Raw genomic sequence first — 23676 nt, 5'->3', positions numbered from 1 at the left:
CTCCAAGCCCCCGCCGCCCTGCCGCCCCGGAAACGGAACCGGCGACTGAGGAAGAGGGCGCAGAGGGCGAGGCGGCAGAGGCCGGCACACCTGCCGATCCGGCTACGGTTGCCGACACAGACACGGACGCCGTGCCTGCCGATACCCCCGCGCCGCCTTCGCCCGGCACCCAGCCCATGCCCCGCCCGGCTGATCTGGTGACCCAAGACGACGATGTGGTTGAGTAATCTGACGAAATAGCGGAAACAGGGGCACCCGCCAGACCCGCCGGGTTCAGTTCCGCCGAAAGAACCGCCGAAAGAACCGCCGAAAGAACCCGGGAGTGATGGTTTTGAAGGATTGCCGCGCATGAACCGCATCGAATTCATCATCGTCACGGCGATCATTCTTTTCGTGGCTTTCGCGCTGGGCTGGTTCGCGCATTGGGTCATCTTCCGCTTCACCCGTGTCACCAAGGCCGACCTCGGCGAACTTGAGCGTCTGGCACAGGCGCTGCACGAGGCCGAGGAAACCCGTGATCAGGCCGTTGCCTATATTCACCACCGCGAGGAAGAACTGAACCGCGAGCTGACCCAGACCCGGGCAGAGCTGCGCGCCGCGATGGACGGGCTGCGCGAAGCGCGCTACGAGGTCGATCTGCTGCAGCGCCAGCTTGAGGCGCGCAGCGACGGCTGACGGGGGCGCCAGCCGGGCCGCGCGCAAGGCGCTTTGGCTTCACGGCTTTTCATGGCGGCAGGATTGGTCTAATCGGTAGCGGGCGCGGCTGGCAGGATGCCGGTGCGCCATGTTCTATTCGGGGAAGGCGCGATGAAATTCACTCTGTCCTGGCTCAAGGACCATCTGAAAACCGAAGCACCGCTTGAAGCGATCCTTGAGGCGCTGACCGATCTGGGGCTTGAGGTCGAAGAGGTTGCAGACCCCGCCGCGCGGCTGGGCGCCTTCCGCATCGCCCGCATCATCGAGGCCGCTCCGCACCCCGATGCCGACCGCCTGCGTGTCTGCCGTGTCGAGGTCCGGCAGGGGCCGGACAGCGCTCCGCAGGAGGTTCAGGTTGTCTGCGGCGCGCCGAATGCGCGCACCGGGCTGGTGGGGGTCTTCGCGCCCGTCGGCACGCATGTGCCGGGCACCGGGGTTGATCTGAAACCGGGCGTGATCCGGGGGCAGGAATCGAACGGGATGATGTGTTCCGAGCGCGAGCTGGAACTGTCCGAAGACCACGACGGCATTATCGAGCTGCCCGGCGATGCACCGCTGGGCGCGCGCTATATTGATTACGCGGGCCTCAATGACCCGATGATCTACGTCAAGGTCACTCCCAACCGCCCTGATGCGCTGGGCGTGCGCGGCATCGCGCGCGATCTGGCGGCGCGGGGGCTGGGCGTGCTGAAACCGCTGCCGGTTGACGCTGTGCCGGCGGCATTCGACAGCGGTCTGCGGGTTGAGATTGACCCGGTGCTGAAGGTCAGGGGCTGCCCCTTGTTCATGGGCCGCGTCCTCCGCGGGGTTAAGAACGGGCCTTCGCCGGTCTGGCTGCAACGGCGGCTGAAAGCGATTGGCCTGCGCCCGATCTCGGCACTGGTGGATGTGACCAACTTCTTCACCTTCGCGCTCAACCGCCCGCTGCATGTGTTCGATATGGCGAAGGTTTCGGGCAATGTGCTGCGCATCCACCCCGCGCAGGGCGGTGAGGAGATACTGGCGCTCGACGGCAAGACCTATCGGCTGGACGCTGGCATGATGGCGATTTCCGATGCGGCAGATGTTGAAAGCATCGCCGGGATCATGGGCGGCGAGCATTCGGGCTGTACGGAAGAGACCACCGATGTCTTCCTCGAATCGGCCTATTGGGACCCGATCACCATCGCCGCCACCGGCAGGGCGCTGCGTATCAACTCCGATGCGCGCTACCGGTTCGAGCGGGGGGTGGACCCGGCCTTCACCGGCCCGGGGCTGGAACTGGCGACGCGGATGATCCTTGATCTGTGCGGCGGCGAGGCCTCGGCCGTTGTCGCCGACGGGGCTGTGCCCGATACCACGCGCGCCTATCGCTTCGATCCGGCGCGCATGGGCAAGCTGGTGGGGATGGATGTTCCCGAGGCCGAGCAGCGCGCCACGCTGGAGGCGCTGGGCTTCACCCTGAACGGCGATATGGCCACCCCGCCAAGCTGGCGCCCGGATGTTCTGGGCGATGCCGATCTGGTGGAAGAGGTCGCGCGCGTGGCCTCGTTGAGCAAGCTGGAAGGCAAACCGATGCGCCGCGTCACCGCAGGCGTGCCTGTCCCGATCCTCACGCCCATGCAGCGGCGCGAGCGGCTGGCGCGGCGGACACTGGCGGCGCTGGGCTATCATGAATGCGTCACCTACAGCTTCATCGACGCAGCTTCGGCCACGCTCTTTGATGGCGGGGGCGATGGCGTGCGGCTGGAAAACCCCATCTCCAGCGAAATGACCCATATGCGCCCGGACCTGCTGCCCGGCCTGTTACAGGCCGCGGCCCGCAATCAGGCGCGCGGGGCGATGGATATGGCGCTGTTCGAACTGGGGCCGGTGTTCGGCGGCGGGGAGCCCGGCGAGCAGGCGCTGCATGCCACGGGGCTGCTGCTGGGCGCTTCTGCCGCGCGCGATCCGCATGGCAGCCGCCGCCCGGTTGACCTGTTCGATGCCAAGGCCGATGCTGAGGCGGTTCTGGCCGCGCTGGGTGCGCCAGCAAAGCTTCAGATCGACCGCAATGTGGCACCATGGCTTCACCCGGGCCGCGCCGGGCGCCTGACGCTGGGGCCTAAGCTGGTGCTGGCCAGCTATGGCGAGGTGCACCCGCGTATCCTGCGCGCCTACGGGATCAAGGGCGCGGCGGTGGCCTTCACGCTGCATCCGGCCGCAGTGCCGATGCCCAGAAACGCCGCTGCAACGCGCCCGGCGCTGGCGCTCCATGACCTGCAAAGCGTCGAGCGCGATTTCGCCTTTGTCGTGGACGCGCAGGCCGAGGCGCTGACGCTGGTGAATGCAGCGCTGGGTGCCGACAAGGCGCTGATCGAAACCGTGCGGGTCTTTGACGAATTCGCCGGTGAGAAGGCCGAGGCGCAGATGGGCGCGGGCAGGAAATCGCTCGCCATCGCGGTGCGGCTGCAGCCGCAGGGCAAGACCCTGACCGAAGAGGAGATCGAGGGGGTCAGCGCGAAGATCATCGACAAGGTCGCCAAAGCGACCGGCGGCGTGTTGCGGGGCTGAGGGGCTGGGCAGGGGCCGTGGCGCCTGTGAGCTGGTGCCCTTGACCCGGTTCGGCGGATGTGCCGGGTTGGCCATTTGTTTTCGCATAAAAAAAGAATGGGGGCGCTGCCCCCGGCCGTTCCGCTGCGCAGAACGGCCTCCCCCGGGATATTTGGGAACAGGTGAAATCAGGGCGGGCGGCTTTTTTCCAATGCGCTGAAAAGTTTTGCGTGTCGGGGCCGGGGCAACCCGGAGGGCGGCGGCAGGGGGTTGCACCTTTGTGAACCCGGTCTAAGCTGCCGGGGTATTCTGAAAGCACGGCAAAGGCGGCATGACCTCAACTTCAGTGACTTCAACGGTGCGCTCTGGCAGCGGGGCGGCGGGGCCGCTGCTGGGCGTGCTGGCTTTCGCGCTTTACGCCACGCATGACACGGTGGTGAAATATCTGGGCGCCAGTTACAGCGTTTTCCAGATCGTGTTTTTCAGCGTCTTGTTCAGCTTTCCGCTCATCATTCTGATGCTTCTGCAGGATCCGACGCCGGGCACCCTGCGCGCGCGCCATCCCTGGTGGAACCTTGCGCGCACGGTGTCGATGGTGAGCGGCTGGACGGCGGTGTTCTATGCGTTCAGTGTGTTGCCGCTCGCGCAGACCTATGCGATTCTCTTCGCCACGCCGCTTTTGATCACGCTGCTGTCGATCCCGGTGCTGGGTGAGCATGTGGGCATGCATCGCGGGGCGGCGGTGGTTGTCGGTCTGGTGGGCGTGCTGATCGTGCTGCGCCCCGGCTCGGCGGATCTGACGCTTGGCCATGCCGCGGCGCTTCTGGCGGCGAGCTGTTCGGCGGCCTCCTCGGTTATCGTGCGCCGGATCGGGCGTGAAGAGCGCGCGGCGGTTCTGATGCTCTATCCGATGGTGGCAAGCTTCGTGGTCATGGGCGCGCTGATGCCGCTGGTCTATGTGCCGGTCGCGGCGATCGACATGGCCGCGCTCGCGCTGGTGGCGGCGCTGGCGTTCAGCGCCGCGCTCTGCATCATTGCCGCTTATCGGCGGGCCGAAGCGACGGTTGTGGCGCCGATGCAGTATTCGCAGATGATCTGGGCGGCCTTGTTCGGCTGGCTGTTTTTCAGCGAGATTCCGGACCGCTGGACCATGGTGGGGGCGGCGGTGATCATTGCCAGCGGCCTGTTCATCCTGTTCCGCGAAACCCGGCGCAATGTCTCGGTCAACCAGCCGGTTCTGGCGACGCGGCTGCCGATGGAGACCGCCGCCGCATCGCGCGCGGGGCTTCTGCCGGAGCACGAGCCACCGGCCTTTGACACCAGACCCGCGCATCGCTGAACCCGCGCAATAGCCTCTTGCAAAAGCGCGCAGCCCGGGTTACTCCGCGCCCACGGTCGGAGCGTAGCGCAGCCCGGTAGCGCACCTGCTTCGGGAGCAGGGGGTCGGAGGTTCGAATCCTCTCGCTCCGACCAAATTCCCGTATAATTTCAAGCACTTAGCGACACCCCTCGGGGCACCGCCCAGCGCTTAGACCTATGTCGTAAGCCAGTGATAAGCAGCGCAGACCCTTCCGGCGACTCGCTCAGCAAAACACCCCGCACCCGAGGGGTGCGAGGTGCTGGGCAGGTCACGCGGGTTAAAGGAGGCCCCGCGCCCTGTCTGCGTCCGTTGGATTTATCGGGGAACTGAACGCTATGCCCCGTCGCGGGTGGCAAGCCCGCTCCCGCCGCTCTGCCAGTCCCCTTACATGGCAGCGGATTTGTCGACGTTCCCCTTGCACCTGTCACAGATGCGCAGAGCTATGACGTCTTGGCTCCAGAAGGCGCGGGTGCAGCACATGCAGCGCCGCCATCCGACAGACCTGACCACACGCGGCGGGTTGTGGTCATGGTCCAGCACCGCCTCGCGCCGCCTGCACCCGTCAAAGCCCCACGGCTCCGGTTCCGCGAAGCCGGTGTCGAAGCGCGTGCGCTTGCGCGGCTGTGCTGGCGGCACAGCGCGATCCGCACCCTTGCCGCCGCTAACCCTGCTGGCACCCTGGGATCGGGGTTGCTGCGCCGCACCTGCCGCGAGCCAAGGGGGTGTCAGCACGCAACTCATCGGACTGTGTGTTCCCACAACTGGTTCCTGCCGCGCTGCCACTGGCCCCACACCCCGTCAGCATGGCACTTGCGAAGCCCCTCGATGGGAAAGTCGCGGTCCAGCTTGCCCGCTGCAATGTCGGCCTGAACCTCGGCCTCGAAGGCTGCAAACGACCCATACGCCAACTCGATGGGCGAGAGTTGCGGGGCGCGTGCCGCTTCCAGCTTGGCGACTCGGCGCAGGAGGGCGCGGGTGCTGCTCACGGCGCACCCTTGCGCTTCACCGCCGTCAGCGCCCGCACGATGGCGGTCCCGCGCTGCTGGTCGGCTTGCCGACGTTCCAGCGTCGTCAGAATGCGATCCACCTGCCGCGCTGTGTCGCGGGGCGTGGGCTGCGATGCGGGCTTGCCCTGAGCTGTGGTCATTTCCCGCTCCGCGCCTTCAACTCCGCCTCAAGCGCGACAATGGCAGGTGCGGCGTCCAACGTCCGACGCAGGTTTAGTTCCGCATAGCGCTGCCGACCCTCCCCGGCCTCAACGTGCCGCTGTCGCAGCGCTTCCATGTCCGCGCGCGTCACGCCGTAGTCAGGGATGGCCTCGCTCCCCTCGCGCCGGAACCCCTTGCCGTCAACATAGCTGACAGCCGGGTCGTCCGGTGCAGGTGCGGGCATGTCAGTGACCACAGGGTATCCGCTCAGCCATCCATCCGGTTTGCGTCTCATTTCAATACTCCCAAGGTTTGAAGCACCCCATAGGCATCGGTCCGCGTATCGGGCTCGTCGCAATCGCGCAGCACCTCCAGCATGGACGCGATGGCAACCTGCCTCAGGCGACCGCGTGTCTGATCGTCCAGCGCTTCCAGCTTCTCGCGGTGCTTGGCGGTAAACTCGCTGGCCGTGATCGGCACCAGCGTGACGGGGTAATCCATGCGGTCCGCCATGCGCACCGCGTCAGCCACCGCGCGGCTGTAGTCGTCCACATGGCATGTGGTCAGCAATTCCCGCCCCTCGGGGGTGCCAAGGTAGGTCTGCACAAAGCAGTCCTCGGGCAACGGTTCGAGGGCGTAGACCGTGTTCCGTTCGGTCTTGATGATGCTCATGGGTTCACCGCCTTCGCTTCAAGCAGCGTCAAGCGCTGTTCCAGTTCCTCGGTCGTCCGCACGTTGGCGAGGTTGCTCAGCATGGCGCTGATCTGCTGCCCCACATCGGGCGGCACGTCGCCTGACGCCACTGCAACCGCAACCTGTGCCAACTGCTCGCTGAGCGGAAGCGTCGGGTCGAAGCTGAACCGCACCCGCTCGCCGCTTGCCTTCAACGGGGCGACGACACGCGACAGCACAAGCTGGGCAGCAGCGGAATCGCCCTCAAGCGCCTTCTCAATCTGCTTCTCCATCACGCCGCCCACGTTGTCCTGGAGCAGCTTTGCCATCTCGGTCCGCGCCATTCCGAGGACGGCTTTTCGCCCATGCGGATTCGGACTTTTCATGCCTTTGTGCCACTTCGGATTGCCGCGACCGTGACCGGGCGGAGGGTTGTGGTTCTTCAACCATTCAGGTTGATCGGGAAGGTTTTGATGGCCCATGGATCAAGAACCCCGCATGACGAACGCCTTTTCGGCGGCGGTGTTCGCGTCGCGCAGCGCCTTGACCTTGTGGGGAGGTGCGCCAACGGCCCGCTCAAGCTCCTTGAAGACCAGCCCGCCGCGCTGATGCACAAGGTCTAGTGCAGCTTGCATCGCGCGCAGCCGCTTCTCCTTCACGGGGTTCTGCTTCGTATGCCATTGGCGCACGAGGTTCGCCTGCATGGCCTCGGTCAGTCCGCTCAGGTAGGCGGGCGCTGACAACACGGCAGCAGCAGCATCAAAATCCCCCCGCTCAATGGCATCAATGACAAACGGCGTGCGCTTGCCGTCCGGCAGCGCTTTCACATGGTCACGAATCTCGCGCCCGAACCGCCCTGCGGCAGCGGTGTCCATCGGGCCGGTCAGTTCCTTTTCCAGCGCAGCGATGCCGCTGGTCAGGTTGCGGTGAACCTTGTCAAAGCCCCCGGCGACCTTGGCGAACACCTTGTCCGCAAAGTCCTGCGCCATGATGGTCTGCGTCGCCTCGCTCCAAGCTAGGTTTTGCTTTGCCTTCTCGCGCGCCTCGAACACCTGTGCGATGCCCTTGTATGCGGTGTCGAACGCGGTCACGACCTGCGCCAACTCCCCTTTCGTGTCATCGTCGTAATCTTCAAGGGACGCCACCGTCTGCGGGTGCAGTGACGGCGTCACCAGCGTTCCAACTTCCATTCCAAGATCGACTGCCATTTTCACCCTCGCTTTGCAGGCGTGATAGTTACGGTTGGCTTGCAGGGTAGGACAGTTGCGAGTGGGGCGCGACAAATTTGTTATTTACATCAACATGATGCGTCGCTTCCAAAGGCCAAGACAGACTGCTTTGGTAGCAGCGGGTCGAGACTTTCACCGACCAGAACACAAGGAGAACACAATTCGCTTGCGTGGCTCGGGCGAGGTGTCTTGCAAGGGGTGTCGTCCACAACCAAAGGGGGAACGACACATGCTCGACATAACCACAGCTCACCCGCGCCGGGTTCGCCCGCAGCACCCGTCCACCACAGCCCGCCCGCAAGCTGCACCTGCCAGCGTGCTCGTGCTGCAACCTCACTGGCGGGTGCGCCCTGCGGCTGGCTGCTGGCTGCGCTGGTGCCCTTCCAAGGGCCGGGAATGGCGCTCGGGCCAACCGTGAAGCCGGGCGCGCGCTTGGCCTTGACGGTGGCGGTGTGGGCGCTGGTGCTCGTGAAGGACCGTTCTGCCAGCCACGCGGCCAAGACCGAGCGCTGATAGCGAACCGCTGAGCCGTGCTCATTGCCCAGCTTCAAGAAGGGTGGTCCCTTCCCTTGGTGGCGGTAGATTTCGAGGGTGTTGGCTTTCAACCCGAGAAGGGTTGCGGCTTCCTTCGTCGTGAGAAGGTCGCCAAGATCAATCGTTGTGGTCATTTGCGTCGCTCCTGGACCATAACAGCCCGGCGAGACACGCAGCCAGTTTCGCGTTTCTGAATTGAACGGCCCGCCCTATCGGATAAGGCGGGCCACTTGCACAGTATACCGCAATAAAGCGTGGCCGTATTGCCCGAAATGCACTCGGTTTATTGGGCGAGCTGTTCCGCTGCAATGCGAACGGGGTGTTCATCCCGACGCTGCTTTTCAAGCACGGCCTTGCGGTATGCAGTAAGGGCGATCTTCTCGAACGCCCTCTGCCCGAAAAGGTGGCCCGGCAGGGCATCCAGGGCGTTCCAGATATCGACGGTCGCCGCTTTCGCTTCTTCGGTATTGATAGCCATTGTGGTCATTCCTTTCAGAATGCCCGCCGCTGCAACAAAAAAGCAGGCGGACGAGCATTGCTCATCTCACGCCTGCTTGACTGCCAAGCTAATTCATGTGGGCTGTGCCACACGGCGAACGGTGAAGTAAATAGAGCATGGCGCATGCGATTCGTCTAGATGCGGTTGCGGAAACAATACGCATAGCCGCCCCGCACAGCCGCGTTGCGCGCGGGGGCCACCCTACCCCCGGCAAACCCCGGCCCCCGGCTGGTGCCCGAGAAAACCGGGGGTGCAGCGCACGTCACGCACGCAACGGCAAGGCCACCACATTCCCACCAGCCGCAATCAGCGCCTGTTGCTCGATGTAATCCCCGATAGCCTGCACCTCTGGCGTGTAGTCGCGTAGGTCACTCGTCTCAAGGTAGTGACGCGCGGTAACGCCTTGCGGCACATGGTTCGTGAGCAACTCGAGCTTCGCAATGTCGAGGCGGCAGGCCTTGACACCGAGTGTCACGAAGCTGCGCCGCAGGTCGTGCGCTGACAGGCGGTCCATGCCAATAGCCACGCTGAACCGCTCCAGCGGGGCGCGGGTGTCCTTGATGTGGCCTGCTGCGCTGCGCGACGGGAAGCAGAACTTGCTCTTGTTTGCGGCTCTGTCGTCGGCAGCTTTGCGGGCCTTGAGAACGGCCACCGCTTGCGACGAGAGCGGCAACCAGACGGGGTTCTTGTTCTTCGGGTCTGGCAGGTGGAACCAGTTGTTGGCCGGGTCAGCGTCATCAAGGTTGACGCGGTCCCATGTCAGCATGGCCCCCTCGTTGCGGCGGGTGCCTGTCAGAAGAAGAAACATCACAAGGTCGATGCCGCAGCGGGTGTCGGCGCTGAATGCAGGGTTCTGGCGCGCTGTGGTCAAATGATGCCAGAACATGCCCACGTCGCGGCGGTCGATATGCCGGGTCCGAACTTTGCTCTCATGCGCGGCCAGTTCCTTTTTGATGATGGCCACAGGGTTGCGGGCGATCAACGGCGCGCAGTCCTGCGTCTGGTATTCCTCCATCGCAAAGTTGATGAGGGTGCGAAGGATCTTGAAGGCCGAGGCTGCGCTGCCGGGGGCAGGTGCTGGCGTCTTGCGCAGCCCCTTGGTGGCGATCTCCTCATACCGCTTGCGGCAGTCGGCAGGGGTGATGCTGGCGATGGCGCGGGGTAGCCACTTGGCGAAGGCGGTAGTCAGGTGGCGGTCCATTTCGTCGCGGGTGTTCTCCTTGAGCATACCGGGCCGCGCGAAGAACGCATCGGCCACCTGCCGCAAAGTGACGGCCTTGGCTTCGTCCTCGCGCTTGCTGTCGCGCGGGTCGATGCCCATGCGCATGGACCGCAAGTGCTCGCGCGCCACCTCGCGGACTTGGTCCACGGTGAACACGCCGTATGCTCCGATGGTGATACGGGCGGCAGGCTTGTTCAGGTCGATGCGACCCTGCACAATGAAGTTCATTCTGCCGCTAGGGTTGACCCGCAGGCCGAAGCCCTTGGTTTCAGCGTCCCAGTGATACTCGTCAGTCTGACCGGGCTTCACGCGGTCAACATACCCCTTCGTGAGCTTCACGGGCAGGTGCTTGGCGGTAGGGTCAGGCATGGGTTTGGCTCCTCGTAAGCAGATCATAAGCAGTTGCGGCGAAGCAGCGCCAAGCGCCGCTTTACCCCGCCTACGACTTGGAGTCCGAGCCAAGCAACTGAAATCGCTATATAATAAATGAGAAACAAGGACTTCTTTAGTGAATCGCCAGTGTTCTAAAACACAGTAAAGTGGGCAGGCCATAGCTTCGGGAGCAGGGGGTCGGAGGTTCGAATCCTCTCGCTCCGACCAATTTCCCCGATGATGTCAGCCGCGAAGATTTCCCCTCTTTGTCACAAGGCATCCTTTGTGCAGCGCGGTGCCTGTGGTCTGGTCTGGCCGGGATCAGGCCTTTTACATCTTTTGTCTGCGGGGCGCGGGCGCAAGGCTTCTCAGGAATGCGGGGGTGAGTGGCGAGTCCTGAGCTGACCGTCAAGCGCGACGCCGCACGAAACGCTGCTCAAGAATTTCCTTGCCCCATTGCATGCCTGGACGTTCTTCTGCCAACTCAAAACCATGACCCTCATAGAGGTGCCGCGCTGCATTGAGGCCACTGAATGTCCAGAGATGGACCTCTGCGAAGCCTTTCTGGTCCACGAAATCGAGCGCGGCGGAAAGCAGCCTGCGACCGGCCCCGGTGCCCCTGACGTGATCATCAAGGATGAACCAGCGCAGATGGGCGACATTCTCGCCCAGATCTTCGCCGTCGATGGCGATCGATCCGACGATTTCCTGACCTTGCACGGCTGTCCAGATGGCGTTGACCGGACGGTGCAGCCGGGTGCAGAACTCGGCAAGCCCTCCCGCGACCCCGGCTTCGAACTCCTGCCCGAAGCCCGCACTGCGCGCATAGTAAAGCGCATGCATCTGTGTGATCCGGGCAATCAGTCCGGTTTGATACCCCGTGATCACCCTGATTTGCGCCGTAGGCGGCAATGCCTCTGCCCCCAGGGCCCCCGCATACAGGCTCAATCCCTCTCTCACCCTCTGCGCCTGACCGGGTGTCAGGCGATCAAGGGCATCAGAGACCTGCGCAGCGGCAAAGGCATGAATTGCATGAACACGCTGTCGACCAACCTCAGAGAGACCCAGAACCTTGACGCGACCGTCTTCGCCGGGCTGCTCGATCACTTCGCCGGATTCCACCAGTTTGCGCAGCATCCGGCTGATGCTCGACTTTTCCAGATGAAGGCGCTCGGTCAGATCGCGCGCGGTAACCCCGCCGGATTCGATTTCGACAAGAGCATGCACCGCAGAAGGGGGAAGGTCAGTTCCGGCAAACTTTCCTCCCATGAAACCAAGCTGGCGCACCAGTTCACGCGATGCGGTGCGGATAGCGTCAATGGTGTCGGGCGCAGGGGTGAGTGGCATGAGATGCTCGGATTAAGTTGCATTATACAACTTATGTGTCTTTCGTGCCCCGGGTCAATCCTTTTCCAAGTGCAAGGCAACGTCCGCTTGATCCCGCATGGCCAACCCTCGGTGCTACCGACGAGCTAAACGCCGTAGCGCGGGAAAGCGAAACGGGGATTAACGCCGGCTGCGCGATGCTGCGCAGATCAGCGGCGCCGGCCCGACTTGCCCCTCCGGCGCACGCATTCCGGCGCGACCGCGATAAACCGGCCTCCGGCCTGTTGCGAATGGCGCGCGCGCGGGTCACATTCGGCACGATCACCCCGCAGGGGAAATCTGACGCCAGAATACAGACGGAGCGGCAACCCATGACCACGAACCCCATCGACCCCCGACAACTGGACCGGCTTGCCGATGTCGCCGTCCGGATCGGCCTCAATCTTCAGCCCGGGCAGGATCTGGTCCTTACCGCCCCGGTGGCCGCGCTGCCCCTTGTGCGCCGTGTTGCGGCGGCGGCTTACCGGGCGGGGGCAGGGGTTGTCACCCCGATTCTGGGGGATGAGGAGGTGACGCTGGCGCGCTATCGCCATGCGACCGATGCCAGTTTTGACCGCGCCCCCGGCTGGCTGTATCAGGGCATGGCGCAGGCCTTTGCCGAGGGCGCGGCGCGTATGGCGATTGTCGGGGATGACCCGATGATGCTTGCCGAACAGGACCCGGACAAGGCAGCACGGGCCGGAAAGGCCAATGCGCTGGCCTATCAGCCCGCGCTGGAAAAAATCGCCAATTTCGAGATCAACTGGTCGATTGTCAGCTATCCGACCCCGGCCTGGGCGCGCCGGGTTTTCCCCGATCTGCCCGAGGATGCGGCCGTGGCCCGGCTGGCCGAGGCGATCTTTTCCGCCTCGCGCGTTACCGGCGACGACCCGGTCGGTGCCTGGCAGGCGCATAACGCCGGGCTGCAACGGCGCACCCGCTGGCTGAACGATCAGCGCTTTTCCGCCCTGCATTTCACCGGCCCCGGCACCGATCTGACCGTGGGCCTTGCGGATGATCACGCCTGGCACGGCGGTGCCTCGGAGGCGCGCAACGGGGTGGTCTGCAACCCCAACATCCCCACCGAAGAGGTCTTCACTACCCCGCATGCACAGCGCGTTGAGGGCTACGTCCGCGCCTCCAAGCCGCTGTCGCATCAGGGCAGCCTGATCGACGGGATCGAGGTGCGCTTTGAGGGCGGGCGCATCACCGAGGCACGCGCCACGAAGGGGGAGGCCGTGCTGCAGCGGCTGCTCGACACCGATGAAGGCGCGCGCCGTCTGGGCGAGGTGGCGCTGGTGCCCCATTCCTCGCCGATCTCGCAATCGGGGTTGTTGTTCTACAACACCCTCTATGACGAGAATGCCGCGAGCCACATCGCGCTTGGCCAGTGCTATTCGAAATGTTTCACCAACGGTGAAACGCTGAGTAAGGAGCAGATCGGCGCGCGCGGCGGCAATACCAGCATGATCCATGTTGACTGGATGATCGGCGGCGCAGAAACGGATATCGACGGCCTCACCGCCGACGGCACCGTTGTGCCGGTATTTCGTCGCGGCGAGTGGGTTTGAGAGGCGCGGCGGAGCCGGGGGCGAAGGGCTCGCCCGCCGGTTCGCCGCCGCATCACGCCAGTCAGGGCTGGGGAAACGACAGGCAAAAAAGAAACCGCCATGAAAACGTCATTGCCCTCTGGACGCGGCAAAACGACCTTGCTATATCGCCCCCGTGGTCCGGCGTAGCTCAGCGGTAGAGCAGTTGACTGTTAATCAATTGGTCGTAGGTTCGATCCCTACCGCCGGAGCCAAAAATCCAAGAAAAACAGACGGTTAACGCATTCATGAAAGTGAGTGCGTCCGCCGTCCGCGACCGTCCCCCGGCGGACGATGCGTCATGTGACGATCTGCGCGGCATACCGGCGGCAGGTATCACACAAGCGGTTGCCCGGCCCGGCACTGATGAAGGTTGCATTGCAGCACAGGCATGGGCGCGGCTTCGCCTGGCTCTTGATCGTAAGCAGGTCGGCGGTGCGTTCGGCGATCGCCGCATTCCCGATCTGGCCGGTGACCCGTTTGTCGCCCTGCCAGATGGCATAACCGACGCCCCAGGGCCTGACGGTAAGCGCGCTCATGAGAGCCACCAGGCCAGCAGGGCCGATGCCAGGGCGGTCAGGGTGCCGACGGATGCCAGATCGCGCCAGGTGGCCCCCTCACGGCGCTGGTGGCGGGTGTAATAGCGGTCTTGATCGTCGGTCATTTCCGCGCTCCTATCTTGACGCCAATTCGTAAAACATATCCGTCGTCCGATCACATCGCGGTTCAGTTGGATGATCATGCCTCCTTCGGGCGTTTGATTGAGGCCACAGCACGGCTGGCGGTTTCCAGCGTGGCGGGCATGTAGATGTCATAGAGCGCGGGATCCGTGCCTGAGGTGTTGCCCAGAGCATCGCCCACGTCCTCGCGGCTGGCGCCCGCCTGACGGGCCAGTACACCGAAGGTGCGGCGCAGGTCGCGCATCTGGATCCCTGCCAGCGCCGTGCGGCGCTTTGCTGCGGCGTCACGGGCGCGATTGAAATGCTTGATGAACAGATCCTCGGAATAGGGCCTGCCGGTGTCTGGCACGGTCAGCAGCGGGGCGTCCGGCTGCCCGGCCTCGGCCAGCAGCACGGGGCGCAGCCGCGCTTCCACTTCCGGGTGCAGTTGCATCGCCCCCTCGTTGCCGCGCTTCTGGCGGCGAAAGGCCCAGATCCAGACCGGCGCTGCGCCTGGCGTCATCGGCGCCAGCTTGATGCTGTCGCGGGTGATCTGGCGCACGTCGGTTGAGCGCTGGCCCTGCAGGGTAAGGAGCAGGCAGGCGGTGCCGATCGCGTGCAGCCCGAGATCATCAGCGGCTTTGACCAGCGCATCCAGCTCCTTCCAGCCGATGCGGCGGCGGCGGCGATCGGGGGTGCGCATCTTCAGGCGGAAACAGGGGTTGGACCCTTCGGCTCGCCAGCCGATGATTTCGGCACGCGAGAACAGGATCGACATCTGGCGGATCAGCGCCTGCGCCATGCGTGGCTTGCCGCTGCGCAAGATCGTCTCATACCATTCGTTCATCACTGGCTTGGTGAAATCAACCACCAGCGCGCCGCCCCATTTGGCGCTGATCGGCGCCAGCAGGCGCGCATAGCTTTCCTGCGTTTTCGGTGCGAGGTCGGTGAACGACGGGCTGCGCCGATAGTTCTGGATCAGCTGGTCGATGGTGCGGCCGGCGGGGCGTGAGGCCGCGGTGCTGCCCGGTGTCTTGCGTGCGAGATCCGCATTGATCGCCTTGGCCTGGCGGATCGACCAGGTGGGGCGGTTGGCATCGAGCTCGACAACAGCGAACCCCAGCGCTCGGGCCTCGGCCTTGGGTTCCCACCACACGCGCCATGAGCCGTCAGCCCGCAGGCGCTGGCGCAGGTTCGGCGGTGCGTCATCGATCGGCGGGCGCGGCTTGCGGGTCATACCGTGCGAGCCTCGCGCAGGAGAGCCAGCGACTGGCCGGGCGGAACAGCTGAGCGGAAGAAGGGCACCACCAGCGGCGTTTCGCGCCCGAGGTTGGCTTTCCACGCGGTCACGTCGGCCGCGCGCCATTTCAGCGGCCGATGGCAGAGAGGGATGGGCGGCGGAAAACCAAGTGCGGTTTCCATCCACGCACGTTTTTTCAGGAAAAGGGCGGGCCGCATTTCAAGGCGCCGGGCCACTTCGGCTGTGTCGATGAATTCAGGCATGACAAGGCTTCCGGTTGCCGCGCCTGCCGACTGGGGCGCGGTAAGGGTTGCGGGCGGCGATGGGGGTGGAGATGGCGCCGGTCGGCCCCGGTTCCCACTGGCGGTGAGAGATCAGGCCGCCAGAACGGGATTTTGATTGAGCGCGTCGGCCAGCCGGCCGGCCAGCGTTTCAGCAGTGCTGGATCCGTTATCCGACGGGCGGTCGATGCTGCAGACGAGGTAAGAAACGCCCTGCCGCTGGCAGATCACGTTGCTGCCTGCAGCGAAGTAGCGCCGGGGGTGTGATGTGGGCAGATCGTCTGGCTTACGCAGGAGAAAAGGCCTCATGACTGCCCCCGCTCGAAAACGATCACGTTCCCAGGTGCAGCGATGCTCTGGATCGCGGCCATTGCGGTGCGCCGCTGGATCAGTTCATCCAGAAGCGGCCCCATCGCGGCCAGCAGCAGATGGGCCTCGACGTCGGACACGGTTTCCCCACGCCCGAGGCCGTAGGCCTGATCGCGGAGGGTGGAAAGCATCGGATCGGGGATGGTCATGCGCGCATCGGGGACGAAGCGCGTCTGGGCGTGGGCAGGTTGCATGGTGGTGTCCTGTGCAAGAGTGGATGCACAGAAGTTAGGGGTATGCACCGCACACTGTCAAGAACATTGTTCGATTATCGCACACAGCATCAATCGGGATACTCGCTCTGGCGCGCCTGTATGACGTCAAGGGCAAGGGCGTCAGCGGAGAAGCCGCAGAAAATCGCCGCTTCAATTCCGTTCGGATCTACCGATGCAATCGCAAATCGCCTGAACAGATCATCCTCACAGGCGCGGCGCATCTGAGGCGGTAGCGGCCGCTGACGCACCAGTTTCCATGCGAAACCGATCTGTTCCTGAATGCGGGCGGTTGGAATGATTGTGGCGCCGGTGCTTTTGTCGAGCACACGCCATGAGGTGAACCAGCCCTGGCTGACCCGAAAATCCGGATCTTCAAAGAGAACAGGCATTCACACCCTCCAGCTGGCGACCACCTTGCCGCGAACAACCACGTTCACGCCGTCAACGACATGGACCCGGCCATCGGCAGGATCAGCACTGGCGGCTACCAGCACCGGCGGCTCCAATCGGCGAAGCACCGTAGACGTGTCGATGCGGTTATAAATCTGGGCGATGACGACGTCGCCTGGCGCGACGCGCTCTGCAGCATGCGTGTCAACCAACATGAAATCTCCCGGAAGCAAGCCGCCAAGCGCCATGGCAACCCCTTTGACCCGCCATACGTCAACGCCCGCCCGATCGCCGCCGAGCGCTTTTGCGATCATGAGCGCAGGGTCAGTCGCTCTATCCGGAGTATCCCACTGTATGACATCGCTCTCGGCGAACCCGGGAGCTATCTGGCGGGCAGTCGAGGATGACCCAAGCCCGGCCTTTTCAATCATCTCGTGAAGCGGGACGTCCAGCTTTTCCGCGAAGATCCGTGCCTGTTCCAGCGTCATGCGCTGATAGCCGTTTACGATCTTCGACACGACTGAGCGATCACGACCTATGGCCTCGCCAAGGTCGAACGTCGTCTGTTGAGCGCGCTTCTGCTGCGCCTTGAACCAAGCTGCATCCATGGAGGTAGGAAGTAAGCACTTACCACCTCACACATAAGTTCCCAAACGGCACAGTGTTAGAACAATTTTCTTGACAGGTGCGCACATCGGCGGCGTATATGTTGCGCTATGAGTACACACCTCACACCAGTAGAAGTGGCCGAACACATGATGGGCGGCATCGAGGCGGTTGCGGGAATATGCCTGCTGAACCGGAAGACCGCCTATCTCTGGCGGCGGCCTTCGAATGCCCGTGATGCGGGCGATCTGCCGTCAACGCGCGTGCAGCGTCGCCTGCTGGCGCACTGCGCTTCCAAAGGCCTGCCGATGCGCCCCGAGTGGCTGATCTGGGGCGCGCCGCGCGCTGAGGTTGAGGCGGCGATGGCCGAATATGTCGCGCCGCAAAGGGTTTCGCAGGGGCAGGCGGCATGAGGGGCGATCCGGAAACCCGCGTGCAGTTCGCCACGCTTGTTGTCGCCCTTCAGGCGCGTTTCGAGCAGCTGCCTGAAGAGGATGTAGAGCAGCTGCACGCCTTCGCCTGCAACGCGCTGCCGGAGGCCAATCCGACGCGGCGCATGGTCGAGGATTTCGCCGCGCGCTGGCAGGAGGTGCGGCGCAATCCGGATGAGCGCGCGAAACTGGCGCGCGAGCTGCACAATCAGCTGATCCGGTGCAGCCATCGGCCTCCGCCGGACATGGAGCGGAGGGATATCTATGGCTGAGCCCCGCCGCAAGCGCCGCACCACGCCCAACGGGAACACAGTTTCGCCCTTGTGGCAGCCGCTGACGCTGCCGGATATGGCGTTCATCAACGCGTGTGGCGTTCTGTCGCTTCCGGTGCAGGACCGCGCCGCGCGCGATCTTGCGATGGAGCTGGCGACAGAGCTGGCAGAGCGGATCAGCGACAATCCGTTGCTGCAGCCACTGCGCCTGGCGCTGGACGATATGCAGCCCACCGCCCCGCAGGCCCGTCGCGCCCAGGCGCTGACGGAAATGTCCCATGCGATGAGCGCCGTGATGCAGGTCCGGCTGGCCGTCGCGGTTTCGCGCATGCAGCAGCCGGAGAGCGCACCATGAAAAGATCCGAGGTTCTGAACGCCGCCCGCCAGGCGGTGACGATTGACCGCGCCGCAACGCATGGCAAGCCCGAAGATAGTTTCGGGCAGATTGCTCGTGTCTGGTCGGCCCGGCTGGGGGTCACTGTCACGCCCGCGCAGGTCTGCATCCTGCTGGCCGATCTGAAGGGTGCGCGCGCCTGGAGCAATCCGGCCCATGCGGACAACTGGGTTGATCTGGCGGGATATGCGGCGTGTGGTGGTGAGCTGGCAGGCGGAACGGTCGCAGATCTTCGCGGATGCGGCTGGGACGGGTGCGCAGTGGAGGGCGGCGGGCCGCTGCATGTTGTCGAGGGCAGGGAAACCGCCGAGGCGATGCGGGAACAGAGCCCGGACGCCCTTGTTGTGTTTTTCGGGATCGATCGCGGATCGCCGGAGGGCGATCGAACCGTGATCGAAGAAGCCGAACCAGAGGATTGTCCACCGGGTAACGGGCAGGTTGCGCCGGTGGATGATGACGCAGAGGGGGGGAGCGCAGGGCCGAGCGGTGCAGTGAAGGCCGACGCGCTGACTGCCGCGCCCGATCAGGGCCAGCGCCCGCAAACCGCCGGTAAACAAGGCGGCGCGCTTCCCACCTCTGACGATCCTGCTCCGGATCCTGTCGCGGCGGTGACACACCAGTCCGGTGAACTCAATCGCGGCGCCTGGTCCGAGAGAGAAGACGCAATCGCTGTGCGCATGCGCCTGGAGGGCGCCAACCCGCCGGAGATTGCGAAAGTGCTGCACCGCCCGGTGCCCGCTACGGAGTACCGCGTTTACAAGACGTTGCGCGACCGCATCAACGCGGCGCGCGAGAACAGGGAGGGCAGCGCGAGGCCGAACGCGACCGCCAGCCCTGAGGCACCCGGCGCCGGGGCAGCTGCTGCCCCCGTGCCCGCCCCCTTGCCCGCTGATGCTGCGGCGGGCAACGCGGCCGAGGCCGCGCCGGGTGCCGGTGATCTCCCCCTGCCCACGCTGCAGGAGCATCTTGACGCCTTGCCCGCCGATGGCTGGAACCAGCAAGACGATCTGGAACTGATGAATGTCACGGTGCTGCAATACGGAATTCCTGCGCTCGAAGAGCTTTTCGGCGTCAAGGTCGCAGTGCTGCGCAAGCGCAAGTTGCAGCTGACCGACAATGACCGCTTCACGGCGGATCAGGTGCAGGCCGAATTGCAGGCGCGCGCCGATGCCAGAGGGTGATCGCAAACAGGCGCTGATCGAGATGCGCGACAAGGTGAAGGCCGGGAAAGATGGCTGGCTCAGCGTTAAGCCAGATTTCTTTGAGGACCGGGACCACTTGATCCAGTTCATGACTGGAACAAAGCGCCAGCAATTGGAGCTTCTCGACGGCCTCATTGCGCTGGAAGACAGCCGTGAGTGACCGCACCCGCTCCGGCCCCAGCATCGCCGAGATCCGCGCCCTGCTGGAACAGCAGGCGCTGGCCGTGGCGCAGCAATTCGCGCCACCGGCACGGGGCAGCTATCTGCAGGGCCATGAATGGTGGACGCTCAACCCCGGCCGCCCGGACAAATCGGTCGGATCCTTTGTCGTGCAGGTGTCCGGATCCAAGCAGGGCACCTGGAACGATTTCGCCACCGGCGAGCATGGCGATCTGATCGATCTGATCCGCCTGTCGCGCAATCTGGACCTGAAAGGCGCGCTTGATGAGGCGCGGCGCTGGCTGGGCATCACGGAAGACACGCCGCAGGCGCGGCGCGATCGGCAGCGCGCGCTGGAAGAGGCGGCGCGCCGTCGCGCCCAGGCCGAGAGCGAAACGACCGAGGCCCGCGCGCGCCGGGCCCGCGCTGCCCATGCCATCTGGCTGGAGGCTCAGCCTTCCCTGCGCGGCACACCGGCCGAGGCCTATCTGCGCGATGCGCGCGGCATCGATCTGGCGCAGCTGGGCCGCCAGCCGCGCGCGCTGCGCTTTTCGCCCCGGCACCGGTATGTGCATACCGACCCGGTGACCGGCGAGATTTTTGAGGGTGAGTATCCGGCGCTTCTGGGGCTGGTATCCGGCCCGGACGGCGGCGTGGTGGCCTTGCATCGCACCTGGCTGGCCGAGGGGCCGCACGGCTGGAACAAGGCCCCTGTGCCCGCGCCCAAGAAGGTGCTGGGCCATTACTGGGGCGGATCGATCCACATCTGGAGCGGCACCGGCCCGCGCGGCGGCAAGGGCTGCCCGCTCTCGCAATGCGCGCCTGGTGCACGGGTGTACATCGCCGAGGGCATCGAGGACGCGCTGAGCGTGGTGGTGCTGGCCCCTCACGCGCGGGTGTTGGCGGGCATTTCCCTGGGCAACCTGCGCGCCGTCGCGCTGCCCGAGGCGGTTACCGAAGTGGTGCTGGTCGCGGACCAGGACGAAAGCCCCGAAGCCCGCAAGGCCCTGCAGGCCGCAATCCGGGCGCATGCGGCCGCCGGTCGGCGCGTGCGGCTCTGGCAGAACCGGCACGGCGGCAAGGATCTCAACGACGCACTGCGCGCCTTTCAGCGCGAAATGGAATAGGAATGCCCAGAAAAAAAGAAAAACCAGCCGATCTGCGCGACGAGCTGGAGAACGCTCCTGAGGTCGCCGGGCCGGAGACTGTGCCGGACGCTGACGCGGCCCCCGGCGGCGATGGTGGGTCACCACCGCCCCCCCGCAGGCCGCGCCCCACGCGCCCGCGCGGCATGATCTGGGATGGCTGCCCGGTGCAGCCTTTGGGTGTGCAGGGCGACACGAGCTATTACCTCGATCGACTGGGCCAGCTGCGCGCGGTCAAAAAGCATGAGGTCGACACGATCCGCAATCTCTTCGGCGGTGACGTGCAGGCGTTGGCGCGACACTTCCCCCAGTTCGACAAGGACGGGAGCCCGCGCCTCGGAAAATTCGACCAGGCCACAGCTGCCGCCGCGATGAACGCTGCCAGCTTTGAAAAGGGCCTCTGGCACCCTGAGGGCAGCTTACGCGGCCCCGGTGCCTGGGTGGATGATGACGGCGGCCTGATCTACCACGCGGGCGATGCCGTGCTGATGGGCGGCGTCTGGCATGCGCCGGGGCTACACGCTGGTCGGGTTTTCCCTGCAGAGCGGGCTATTCCCCGTCCGGCCCCCGTCCCCGATGCCACGGCCGCAATGCACGCGCTGGAGATGCTGGGCAGTTGGTCATTCAGGCGGCCGGGCATCGATCCGGTGCTGGCGCTGGGGCTTGCCTGCGCGCAGATGCTGGGCGGGGCCTTGTCCTGGCGTCCGGTCGGCTGGCTGACCGGCGACGCCGCCACCGGTAAGAGTACATTCCAGGAGTTGCTGTTGCTGCTGCACGGCGGCGAGGCGGGCTTGCTGCAGGCCTCCGACGCGACAGAGGCGGGCATTCGTTCAGTGCTGGGTCACAGCACCTTGCCCGTGGCCGTTGACGAACTGGAGCCTGACACAGACCGGCCCCAGAAGGTCAAGGCCGTGGTCGAGCTGGCGCGGCGCGCGGCATCGGGCGGCGTGATCTTCCGGGGCGGTGCCGATCAGAAGGGGCACCAATCACAGGCGCGATCGGCGTTCCTGTTTTCCTCGATCCTTGTGCCGCCGATGCCCGCGCAAGATCGATCGCGCCTGATCCTGCTGGATCTGGAGCGCCTCCCCGCAGGTGCGCCCAAGCTGACCCTGCACCCGCCCGAATGGCGAAGGATCGGCGCGCAGATCAAGGCTGCCCTTGTCCAGGCATGGCCACTTTGGCCACAGCGGCTGGAGATCTGGCGATCGGCCCTGGCGCTGCATGGCCAGACCGGACGCGGCGCGGACAACTACGCCACCGTATTGGCGATGGCCGATGCTGCCCTGCATCCCCTCAGCCTGCCTGATGCCGACGCGCAGGAGAAATGGGCCACCGAGCTGGCCCACAGTGCCACTGAGGATGCGATGGAGGTAGGCAGCAACGCGGATGACATGCTGACCTGGCTGCTGACCCAGACGCTGGACCCATGGCGCAAGGGCCTGCGCTACACGGTCGCCCAGTGGGTCCAGTGCGCGGCCAAGCTGCCGGGCGGCCCCGAGCAGATCGAGGCGGTGCCGGCGAGCGGCATCAACCAGTACCTGGCCCCCTTCGGCTTGCGCGTGCGCGGCGATGGCGTGACGGCAGATCTGTGCATCGCCAACAAGCCGCTGCAGGGCCTGTGCGATCTGTTTGAGGGCAGCATGTGGCAGGGCGGTGTCTGGTCTCAGGCTGCCCGGCGCATCGAGGGGTCGGAATATGTCGCGCTGACCATGAGCGGGGTCAAGACACGCGGCGTTGCGGTGCCGCTGCGCGCGATGCCGGGCCTCTTTGCGTTTCCGCCTCAATCTGCCCGTCACCCCGCACCCCATGGTTCACCGGAATATTCGCAGGAGGATCTGGCATGATCACCACAATTCACTGGACCAAGATCCGCGCCTCTGGCAGTCTGCCGGGCGTGCGCTGTCTTCAGCGCCGGGTCCGGGCCACTACACTCCGGAACTGTAGTGGCCAGTGTAGTGCCCAACGTAGTGGGCATTTTCGCAGCCAGATCAGACCCTTACCCCCCACCCACTACACCACTACAGCAAATCGCCTCACACACGTACATGCGCGCGCACACACGCGCACACACACGCGAGATGATATAAATACCTGTAGTGGTGTAGTGGGTATATGTAACCTTCTGAAAAGAAAGGGTTTTTGCCCGCTACACTGCCCACTACAGCCCACTACACTTGCGATTTGGTGTAGTGGGCTGGCTCAAGCCATTGAAAACGCTCAAAAAGGGGGTTTTCGCCATGGCTAAGCCTGACAACCGGTTCCAAGCGCTGGCCGAAGAGGCAGCCGAGCGGCTGATCAAGTCGCGTCAGGTGGGTGAGCAGATCGACCTGCTGCCGCCGGACCCGGCGCAGGCGGTTGAGCCTGCAAAGGGTGGCCGTGGCCGGGCGCGGGCGAAGTCTGGCCTGAAAGGGTGGCTGGATGCGCAGGGCTACCGCGATCCGGCGCAGGTGCTGGCCGAGGTGGCAGGGCTGGCCAGCCAGCATGATGCTTTCACCACCGCCATGCTGCGCACCGAGCAGTTGGAAGCGTTTATGGGCGAGGCCATGAAGCCTGCCCACCGGCTGGCCACGTTCATGCAGGTGTTTTCCGCCCAGGTGCGCGCGGCAGAGGCCGTCATGCCCTATGTCGCGGGCAAGGTGGACAAGCCTGCGCCTACCCAGCTGGGCGTGCAGGTGTTCACCGGCCCGGCACCGGCACCGGCCAGCAGCCAGCCCGGCGACGGGGCGCGGGTGGTCAATCCGGCGGGTGCGACCGATGCGGAAGGCGTCCGCTTTGCGCCGCCGCCGATGCCGGGGGAAACCAAGCAAAATCAAGGGCTTGACGAATGACCGGCGCGGGACGCGGACAGCGCCGCGCGGACGCTGCGGCCAACGCATTGAAAACACATGGTGAAATCGGCCTGTGCCAGTTGATCGGAAATCAATTGGTTCGGCCATTGCGCAGCCTCGCCAGCAGGCCCACCCCCCTTGCGGCCTGCCTGCCGATCGCCGCCCGTTCGACCCCCCGGGGGGGAGGCCCCGGCCTCTCTCTCTCCCCCCTCTGTGTGACCCCATGCAGCGTTTTCAGTTCGACAAGGGCACGGGGGGCAGGGGAATGACTGGCAATCTGGCCATGGG

Annotated in this window: 30 protein-coding genes, 2 tRNA genes and 1 pseudogene; 15 read left to right on the top strand and 18 right to left on the bottom strand. The window is 64.9% G+C overall.

The window, feature by feature from the left end:
• The 5 genes and pseudogenes from V7Q53_RS19770 to V7Q53_RS19750 all read left to right on the top strand — a co-directional run.
• A pseudogene (locus V7Q53_RS19770) lies at positions 1 to 227 on the top strand (hypothetical protein); the annotation flags it as partial.
• Between the two features lie 121 nt (positions 228 to 348).
• Complete coding sequence (locus V7Q53_RS19765) at positions 349 to 675, top strand: hypothetical protein (RefSeq protein ID WP_333830527.1); 327 nt, start codon at positions 349 to 351, stop codon at positions 673 to 675.
• Positions 676 to 807: 132 nt separating this feature from the next.
• Positions 808 to 3228: a phenylalanine--tRNA ligase subunit beta gene (gene pheT / locus V7Q53_RS19760; RefSeq protein WP_333830526.1), complete on the top strand. Its 2421-nt coding sequence runs from the start codon at positions 808 to 810 to the stop codon at positions 3226 to 3228.
• A 310-nt stretch (positions 3229 to 3538) separates the two neighbouring features.
• Positions 3539 to 4546, top strand: a complete 1008-nt coding sequence (locus tag V7Q53_RS19755; RefSeq protein ID WP_333830525.1) for a DMT family transporter — start codon at positions 3539 to 3541, stop codon at positions 4544 to 4546.
• A 57-nt stretch (positions 4547 to 4603) separates the two neighbouring features.
• Positions 4604 to 4680 (top strand) — tRNA-Pro (locus tag V7Q53_RS19750).
• A gap of 624 nt (positions 4681 to 5304) precedes the next feature.
• Here the strand turns inward: V7Q53_RS19750 and V7Q53_RS19745 are convergent.
• From V7Q53_RS19745 to V7Q53_RS19700, 10 genes are all read right to left on the bottom strand, one after another.
• Complete coding sequence (locus V7Q53_RS19745) at positions 5305 to 5553, bottom strand: hypothetical protein (RefSeq protein WP_333830524.1); 249 nt, start codon at positions 5551 to 5553, stop codon at positions 5305 to 5307.
• Positions 5550 to 5714, bottom strand: a complete 165-nt coding sequence (locus V7Q53_RS19740; protein WP_333830523.1) for a hypothetical protein — start codon at positions 5712 to 5714, stop codon at positions 5550 to 5552. Before V7Q53_RS19740 ends, V7Q53_RS19745 begins: the two co-directional genes overlap by 4 nt.
• Positions 5711 to 6010: a hypothetical protein gene (locus V7Q53_RS19735; protein WP_333830522.1), complete on the bottom strand. Its 300-nt coding sequence runs from the start codon at positions 6008 to 6010 to the stop codon at positions 5711 to 5713. Before V7Q53_RS19735 ends, V7Q53_RS19740 begins: the two co-directional genes overlap by 4 nt.
• On the bottom strand, positions 6007 to 6387 hold the full coding sequence (locus tag V7Q53_RS19730) for a hypothetical protein (RefSeq protein WP_333830521.1): 381 nt from the start codon (positions 6385 to 6387) through the stop codon (positions 6007 to 6009). The genes V7Q53_RS19735 and V7Q53_RS19730 overlap by 4 nt, the downstream gene beginning before the upstream one ends.
• Positions 6384 to 6869: a hypothetical protein gene (locus V7Q53_RS19725; protein ID WP_333830520.1), complete on the bottom strand. Its 486-nt coding sequence runs from the start codon at positions 6867 to 6869 to the stop codon at positions 6384 to 6386. Before V7Q53_RS19725 ends, V7Q53_RS19730 begins: the two co-directional genes overlap by 4 nt.
• Before the next feature lie 3 nt (positions 6870 to 6872).
• Positions 6873 to 7595: a hypothetical protein gene (locus tag V7Q53_RS19720; protein ID WP_333830519.1), complete on the bottom strand. Its 723-nt coding sequence runs from the start codon at positions 7593 to 7595 to the stop codon at positions 6873 to 6875.
• Between the two features lie 89 nt (positions 7596 to 7684).
• On the bottom strand, positions 7685 to 8284 hold the full coding sequence (locus tag V7Q53_RS19715) for a helix-turn-helix transcriptional regulator (RefSeq protein ID WP_333830518.1): 600 nt from the start codon (positions 8282 to 8284) through the stop codon (positions 7685 to 7687).
• Between the two features lie 149 nt (positions 8285 to 8433).
• A complete protein-coding gene (locus tag V7Q53_RS19710; RefSeq protein ID WP_333830517.1) occupies positions 8434 to 8628 on the bottom strand; it encodes a hypothetical protein in 195 nt (64 codons plus the stop codon).
• Between the two features lie 283 nt (positions 8629 to 8911).
• Entirely contained in the window at positions 8912 to 10240 is a 1329-nt protein-coding gene (locus V7Q53_RS19705; RefSeq protein WP_333830516.1) for a tyrosine-type recombinase/integrase, read from the bottom strand.
• Between the two features lie 411 nt (positions 10241 to 10651).
• Positions 10652 to 11590 carry a bifunctional helix-turn-helix transcriptional regulator/GNAT family N-acetyltransferase gene (locus tag V7Q53_RS19700; protein ID WP_333830515.1) on the bottom strand — a complete coding sequence of 313 codons (939 nt, stop codon included), beginning with the start codon at positions 11588 to 11590 and terminating at the stop codon, positions 10652 to 10654.
• 350 nt (positions 11591 to 11940) lie between these two features.
• Between V7Q53_RS19700 and V7Q53_RS19695 the strand changes: the two genes are divergently transcribed.
• Together V7Q53_RS19695 and V7Q53_RS19690 are read left to right on the top strand one after the other, a co-directional pair.
• On the top strand, positions 11941 to 13179 hold the full coding sequence (locus V7Q53_RS19695; RefSeq protein WP_333830514.1) for an aminopeptidase: 1239 nt from the start codon (positions 11941 to 11943) through the stop codon (positions 13177 to 13179).
• Between the two features lie 158 nt (positions 13180 to 13337).
• Positions 13338 to 13412 (top strand) — tRNA-Asn (locus tag V7Q53_RS19690).
• A gap of 84 nt (positions 13413 to 13496) precedes the next feature.
• Here V7Q53_RS19690 and V7Q53_RS19685 read toward each other — a convergent pair.
• The 8 genes from V7Q53_RS19685 to V7Q53_RS19650 all read right to left on the bottom strand — a co-directional run bounded on the left by V7Q53_RS19685 (position 13497) and on the right by V7Q53_RS19650 (position 16959).
• The gene (locus tag V7Q53_RS19685; protein WP_333830513.1) at positions 13497 to 13736 is read right to left on the bottom strand and encodes a hypothetical protein; all 240 of its coding nucleotides are present in this window, start codon (positions 13734 to 13736) and stop codon (positions 13497 to 13499) included.
• Positions 13733 to 13861, bottom strand: a complete 129-nt coding sequence (locus V7Q53_RS19680; protein ID WP_333830512.1) for a hypothetical protein — start codon at positions 13859 to 13861, stop codon at positions 13733 to 13735. The genes V7Q53_RS19685 and V7Q53_RS19680 overlap by 4 nt, the downstream gene beginning before the upstream one ends.
• A gap of 74 nt (positions 13862 to 13935) precedes the next feature.
• Positions 13936 to 15093: a hypothetical protein gene (locus tag V7Q53_RS19675; RefSeq protein WP_333830511.1), complete on the bottom strand. Its 1158-nt coding sequence runs from the start codon at positions 15091 to 15093 to the stop codon at positions 13936 to 13938.
• Positions 15090 to 15359, bottom strand: coding sequence for a hypothetical protein (locus V7Q53_RS19670; RefSeq protein WP_333830510.1), 270 nt, complete (start codon positions 15357 to 15359; stop codon positions 15090 to 15092). Before V7Q53_RS19670 ends, V7Q53_RS19675 begins: the two co-directional genes overlap by 4 nt.
• 111 nt (positions 15360 to 15470) lie before the next feature.
• Positions 15471 to 15686: a hypothetical protein gene (locus tag V7Q53_RS19665; protein ID WP_333830509.1), complete on the bottom strand. Its 216-nt coding sequence runs from the start codon at positions 15684 to 15686 to the stop codon at positions 15471 to 15473.
• Complete coding sequence (locus tag V7Q53_RS19660) at positions 15683 to 15940, bottom strand: hypothetical protein (RefSeq protein ID WP_333830508.1); 258 nt, start codon at positions 15938 to 15940, stop codon at positions 15683 to 15685. Before V7Q53_RS19660 ends, V7Q53_RS19665 begins: the two co-directional genes overlap by 4 nt.
• Positions 15941 to 16029: 89 nt before the next feature.
• Entirely contained in the window at positions 16030 to 16350 is a 321-nt protein-coding gene (locus V7Q53_RS19655) for a hypothetical protein (RefSeq protein ID WP_333830507.1), read from the bottom strand.
• Complete coding sequence (locus V7Q53_RS19650; protein ID WP_333830506.1) at positions 16351 to 16959, bottom strand: hypothetical protein; 609 nt, start codon at positions 16957 to 16959, stop codon at positions 16351 to 16353.
• A gap of 108 nt (positions 16960 to 17067) precedes the next feature.
• Here V7Q53_RS19650 and V7Q53_RS19645 point away from each other — a divergent pair, with 108 nt between their 5' ends.
• The 8 genes from V7Q53_RS19645 to V7Q53_RS19610 all read left to right on the top strand — a co-directional run bounded on the left by V7Q53_RS19645 (position 17068) and on the right by V7Q53_RS19610 (position 23388).
• A complete protein-coding gene (locus V7Q53_RS19645) occupies positions 17068 to 17370 on the top strand; it encodes a hypothetical protein (protein WP_333830505.1) in 303 nt (100 codons plus the stop codon).
• A complete protein-coding gene (locus V7Q53_RS19640) occupies positions 17367 to 17660 on the top strand; it encodes a hypothetical protein (protein WP_333830504.1) in 294 nt (97 codons plus the stop codon). The genes V7Q53_RS19645 and V7Q53_RS19640 overlap by 4 nt, the downstream gene beginning before the upstream one ends.
• Positions 17653 to 18015 carry a hypothetical protein gene (locus V7Q53_RS19635; RefSeq protein ID WP_333830503.1) on the top strand — a complete coding sequence of 121 codons (363 nt, stop codon included), beginning with the start codon at positions 17653 to 17655 and terminating at the stop codon, positions 18013 to 18015. Before V7Q53_RS19640 ends, V7Q53_RS19635 begins: the two co-directional genes overlap by 8 nt.
• A complete protein-coding gene (locus tag V7Q53_RS19630; protein WP_333830502.1) occupies positions 18012 to 19235 on the top strand; it encodes a DUF6378 domain-containing protein in 1224 nt (407 codons plus the stop codon). Before V7Q53_RS19635 ends, V7Q53_RS19630 begins: the two co-directional genes overlap by 4 nt.
• Positions 19222 to 19416, top strand: coding sequence for a hypothetical protein (locus V7Q53_RS19625; RefSeq protein WP_333830500.1), 195 nt, complete (start codon positions 19222 to 19224; stop codon positions 19414 to 19416). Before V7Q53_RS19630 ends, V7Q53_RS19625 begins: the two co-directional genes overlap by 14 nt.
• On the top strand, positions 19409 to 20542 hold the full coding sequence (locus V7Q53_RS19620; RefSeq protein WP_333830498.1) for a DUF7146 domain-containing protein: 1134 nt from the start codon (positions 19409 to 19411) through the stop codon (positions 20540 to 20542). Before V7Q53_RS19625 ends, V7Q53_RS19620 begins: the two co-directional genes overlap by 8 nt.
• 164 nt (positions 20543 to 20706) lie before the next feature.
• Positions 20707 to 22404, top strand: coding sequence for a hypothetical protein (locus V7Q53_RS19615; RefSeq protein WP_333830497.1), 1698 nt, complete (start codon positions 20707 to 20709; stop codon positions 22402 to 22404).
• Between the two features lie 393 nt (positions 22405 to 22797).
• Positions 22798 to 23388, top strand: a complete 591-nt coding sequence (locus tag V7Q53_RS19610) for a hypothetical protein (RefSeq protein ID WP_333830496.1) — start codon at positions 22798 to 22800, stop codon at positions 23386 to 23388.
• The last annotated feature ends 288 nt before the right edge of the window (positions 23389 to 23676 follow it).

The organism is Pararhodobacter sp. (assembly GCF_036802785.1).
GTDB lineage: Bacteria > Pseudomonadota > Alphaproteobacteria > Rhodobacterales > Rhodobacteraceae > Pararhodobacter.
This window is presented reverse-complemented; position numbering and strand designations above follow the sequence as displayed.